Raw genomic sequence first — 4,931 nt, 5'->3', positions numbered from 1 at the left:
AACAGTTGCTCACAACGCTATTCATGAAAAGACAGGGTTAGGAAATGATTTTTTAGGATGGGTAAATTGGCCAGTTGAATATGATAAAGAAGAATTTGACAGAATAAAAAAAGCGGCACAAAAAATACAATCTGACTCAGAAGTATTAATAGTAATAGGTATAGGTGGATCTTATTTAGGTGCAAGAGCTGCAATAGAAATGTGTTCTCATTCTTTCAGAAACAATTTATCAAAAGAAGATAGAAAAGCTCCAGAAATTTATTTTGCAGGAAATAGTATAAGTTCTTCTTATTTAGTGGACTTAATAGAAATAGTAAAAGACAAAGATTTTTCAGTAAATGTAATATCAAAATCAGGAACTACAACAGAACCTGCAATTGCATTTAGAATATTTAAAGATTTATTAGAAAAGAAATATGGAAAAGAAGAAGCAGCAAAAAGAATATATGCTACAACTGATGCTAAAAAAGGAGCACTTAGACAATTAGCAGATGAACAAGGATATGAAACTTTTGTTATCCCAGATGATATTGGTGGAAGATTCTCAGTAATGTCAGCAGTTGGTCTACTTCCAATAGCAGCAGCAGGACTTGACATAGATGAAATGATGAAAGGTATGGCAGATGCTAGAGAGGATTTCTCTACAGATGTTATAGATGACAACTATGCATATCAATATGCAGTAATAAGAAATATATTACATAAAAAAGGTAAAGATATAGAGTTATTAGTAAATTATGAACCAGCATTACATTATGTAAATGAATGGTGGAAACAATTATATGGAGAAAGTGAAGGAAAGGACCAAAAAGGTATATTCCCAGCAGCAGTAGATTTCTCAACAGATTTACACTCTATGGGACAATATGTTCAAGATGGAAAAAGAATATTATTTGAAACAGTAATAAATGTAGAGCAACCTAGAAAAGATATAACAATAGAACTTGATGATGCTAATTTAGATGGATTAAACTACTTAGCAGGTAAAGGGTTAGATTTTGTAAATCATAAAGCTTTACAAGGAACTGTATTAGCACATAATGATGGACAAGTTCCAAATATGATAATAAACATAGAAAAATTAGATATATATAACTTCGGTTATATGTCATACTTCTTTATGAAAGCTTGTGGTGTAAGTGGATACTTATTAGGAGTTAATCCATTTAACCAACCAGGTGTAGAAGCATATAAGAAAAATATGTTTGCATTACTTGGAAAACCAGGTTTTGAAAAAGAAAAAGAAGAATTAGAAAAAAGATTATAATACATACTTTTAAATAGAAGTATTTAAGGCGATAGAAAAATCCAAGCAAAATGATTACTTAATTTTGCTTGGATTTTTTTGAATATAAATTTCTATTTTTATTTAAGTTTAAATTAAGTTTATGATAATATAATAAAACCATAGAAACGATAATAAATATTAAAAAATTTATTTATAAGATAAATAACATTAATTGAACAAGTAAATCTTATGAATATAGGAGGAATATACAATGTCAAAGAAAAAAAGTATTAGTTTAGTTGTAATTGTGGCAATAATTTGTTCTATTTTAAGTTCATTACTAACAGTAGTTGTAGTAAATAAGACGGGAATATTAAATGGAACAACAAATTCAGTTAAGGGAACTAGCTCACAAATTGTAGTAAGTAATGAAAAAGGTACAAATGTATATCAAGCTGTAAGTGAAAAAGCAAAACCTTCAGTAGTTGGTATAACAACAACTACTTTAAGTAGTGATAATATGTTTTCTATGCCTACTGAATCAACAGGTGTAGGAACAGGGATAATAGTAGATTCAAATGGATATATACTTACAAATTCACATGTTATATCTGATGGTCAAGCAAAAACAGTAAATGTATTATTTAGTGATGGTAGTACAATAGATGGAGAAGTTTATTGGTATGATTCTCAACTTGATTTAGCTATAGTTAAAGTTAATAAAACAGGACTTACAGCAGCTGAATTAGGTGATAGTGATAAAGTACAAATAGGGGATATATCAGTAGCAATAGGTAATCCATATGGATTAGATTTAGCAGGAACAGTTACACAAGGTATAATAAGTGGATTAGATAGAACAATATCAACATCAGAAACAACTATGACAGGTTTAATCCAAACAGATGCAAGTATAAACTCTGGTAATAGTGGTGGACCATTATTAAATTCAAGTGGTCAAGTAATCGGTATAAATACTGCAAAAGCATCAGAAGGTGAAGGTTTAGGATTTGCGATACCAATTAACACTGCAAAACCAATAATAGAATCAATAATACAAAAAGGTAGTTATGAAAAAGTAACTTTAGGGATAAAAGGGACAGATGCATCAAAGTATGCTCAATATTCAAAACAACAATTAAGTACTGATGAAGGCGTATATGTAGCAGAAGTTGTATCAGGTTCAGCAGCAGAATCAGCTGGTATAAAATCAGGAGATATAATAACAAAAATAGATAGTACAAATTTATCAGTTATGTCTGATTTAACAAAAAATCTATATAACTATACTAAAGGTGATTCAGCAACACTTACAATAAATAGAGATGGAAAAGAAATGACATTAAAGGTAAAATTCTAATAAATTAATTATAAGTCACTAAATAAAAAAATAAACCCTATATAGGGTTTATTTTTTTTATATATTGTTACATTTTGATGGACATGAAGAACAATCGCAATGTACTGATTTTAATTTATTATTTTTAGAATAGTAATTTAGGAAAATAGCAGTAAGTATAACTACAATTATGAAAGAAGCAAATTGTAATACAGTTACTCCAGTAGTTCCAAATACTATTAATGAACCGACAAAGTTAACTACGAAACCTACAATCCATGCTACACCAAATTGGTATAGTAGAGAAGCAAGCATCATTTTGTTTCCGTATTCTTTTCTCATAGTAGCTAAAGTAGCTATACATGGAGTATATAATGCACAGAAAACTAAGAAAGTATAAGCTGTTACAACAGTAAATACTACAGCAATACCAGAATTTAAATTACCAAATAAAATTAAAATTGTATTTACAACAACTTCTTTAGCACCTAAACCAGTTATTAATGCTACTGATATTCTCCAATCAGCAAATCCTAATGGTGCAAATATAGGTGTCATAAGTTTACCTAAGTAAGCTAAGAAACTAGTATTTATATCTTCTGTGAATCCTCCAAAGTTAAATGAAGACATTGCCCATATAAGAACAGACATGAAGAACATAACTGTTACAACTTTGTATAAGAATCCTTTTGATTTATTCCAAGCATTTTTTAAAAGAGCATTTAAAGTTGGAACTCTATATTCAGGAAGTTCTAATACAAATGGCTCTAGTTCAGTTTTATATACTGTTTTATTTAAAATTAAAGCTACTAAGATTGCAACTACTATACCTAATAAGTATAGAGAAGTAGTTACGATAGCTGCATTTTTCTTAAAGAATATTCTTATAAATAGTGCGTAAATAGGTAATTTAGCACCACATGTCATAAGTGGAGCAATAAGTGCAGTTATTTTTCTATCTTTTTCACTTTCTAAAGTTCTTGTCGCCATTATAGCTGGAGATGCACATCCCATACCCATAACCATTGGTATAAAGGCTTTACCTGATAAACCAACTTTGCTCATTATTTTATCCATAAGAAATGCCGCTCTAGACATATATCCACTATCTTCAAATAGTGAAATTCCTAAGAATAAAACAAAGATTAATGGGAAGAATGGTAATGTACCACCTAAAGAACCTAAAATACCATCGACAATCAATGATCTAAACCAAGCACTAGAATGAACTAAAAGTCCATCGACAGGTGCAATAATATAATTTTCTATTAATTCAGTAGATAAATCCTGTAGTGGTCCACCAACCCAATCAAATGTAAATCTAAATAGTAAAAATAAAATTCCGATAAATATTGGATAAGCTAAAATTGGATTTAAGACAATATTATCAATTTTATCGGTAATTGTTTTTTTATTTTTAGAATTATCAATAGTACATCTATCTAATATCGAATCTATTTTTTTATATGTTTGACTTTCATTACCAAAGTCCTCTATATAATTTGTTTTTAAGTTTACGGAATTTCTAATAACTTGTTCTATATTTTCTGTTCCGCTTTTCTTTTTTGCTATTATAGGAACAATTTGTATTCCTAATTCATCTGCCAATTTATCATAATCAATTTTAATATCTTTTGAATCTGCTAAATCAAGCATGTTTAGAAGTAATATAATAGGTTTATTATACTTCATAAGTTGTGTAGTTAAATATAAGTTTCTAGATAAGTTAGATGCATCAACAATATTTAATATAACATCAACATCTTCATTTTCTAAAAAAGATTTAGATACTTTTTCTTCGTTTGAGAAAGTATCCATTGCATAAATTCCAGGTAAGTCGACAATTTTAATATCTTTATTTAAATAGCCTTCCTTTTTTTCAATTGTAACTCCTGGCCAGTTTCCTACATACTGATTAGAACCAGTAAGTAAGTTAAAAATAGTAGTTTTCCCTACATTTGGGTTTCCAAATAAGGCAACGTTAATCAAAATAGCTCACTCCTTTACTTTACTGTAATGTTTTTAGCATCATTTTTTCTAAGTGCTAAATCTAGTCCTCTAAAGTTAATAACCATAGGATCACCAAAAGGAGCGACTTTTTTTACTGATATTTCAGTGCCACTTATACATCCTAAGGCGAATAGTCTTTTTGCTAGCCTAATATCACCGCTTATGCTATCAATTGTAGCTTTTTGGCCAACCTCCAAATCGTAAACAGTCATCATTAATACCTCCTAATGAAATTCATTATCATAGTAAAAATACTATATATATATAATAATTTTTATGGTGTAAAAAGTCAAGTTATGCTATAGGGGTAAAAAATGAAAATATATAGTAAATTTAAATATGAGTTTTTTCTAT

4 protein-coding genes are annotated in these 4,931 nt (G+C 28.8%); 2 read left to right on the top strand and 2 right to left on the bottom strand.

Annotated elements, in window-relative coordinates; all coding sequences use genetic code 11:
* Together RDX53_RS13700 and RDX53_RS13695 are read left to right on the top strand one after the other, a co-directional pair.
* Positions 1 to 1,267, top strand: a 1,267-nt coding sequence (locus tag RDX53_RS13700; RefSeq protein WP_307994344.1) for a glucose-6-phosphate isomerase, incomplete at its 5' end; no start/stop codon positions are given.
* Positions 1,268 to 1,499: 232 nt separating this feature from the next.
* The gene (locus RDX53_RS13695) at positions 1,500 to 2,588 is read left to right on the top strand and encodes a S1C family serine protease (protein WP_195929637.1); all 1,089 of its coding nucleotides are present in this window, start codon (positions 1,500 to 1,502) and stop codon (positions 2,586 to 2,588) included.
* 57 nt (positions 2,589 to 2,645) lie between these two features.
* Here RDX53_RS13695 and feoB read toward each other — a convergent pair whose 3' ends face one another.
* On the bottom strand, positions 2,646 to 4,556 hold the full coding sequence (gene feoB / locus RDX53_RS13690) for a ferrous iron transport protein B (RefSeq protein ID WP_307994343.1): 1,911 nt from the start codon (positions 4,554 to 4,556) through the stop codon (positions 2,646 to 2,648).
* A 14-nt stretch (positions 4,557 to 4,570) separates the two neighbouring features.
* On the bottom strand, positions 4,571 to 4,789 hold the full coding sequence (locus RDX53_RS13685) for a ferrous iron transport protein A (RefSeq protein ID WP_195929639.1): 219 nt from the start codon (positions 4,787 to 4,789) through the stop codon (positions 4,571 to 4,573).
* Between the last annotated feature and the right edge of the window lie 142 nt (positions 4,790 to 4,931).

Origin of the sequence: uncultured Intestinibacter sp. (assembly GCF_902468165.1) — a bacterium.
Classification (GTDB): Bacteria; Bacillota; Clostridia; order Peptostreptococcales; family Peptostreptococcaceae; genus Intestinibacter.
The sequence above is the reverse complement of the archived record's forward strand: the minus strand, read 5'-3'. Positions and strand labels throughout refer to the sequence as shown.

What these genes read in the sequence shown, in the direction of transcription:
- RDX53_RS13685 (WP_195929639.1), bottom strand. Translation starts at nt 4,789, where the DNA reads ATGACTGTTTACGATTTGGAGGTTGGCCAAAAAGCTACAATTGATAGC.
- RDX53_RS13695 (WP_195929637.1), top strand. Translation starts at nt 1,500, where the DNA reads ATGTCAAAGAAAAAAAGTATTAGTTTAGTTGTAATTGTGGCAATAATT.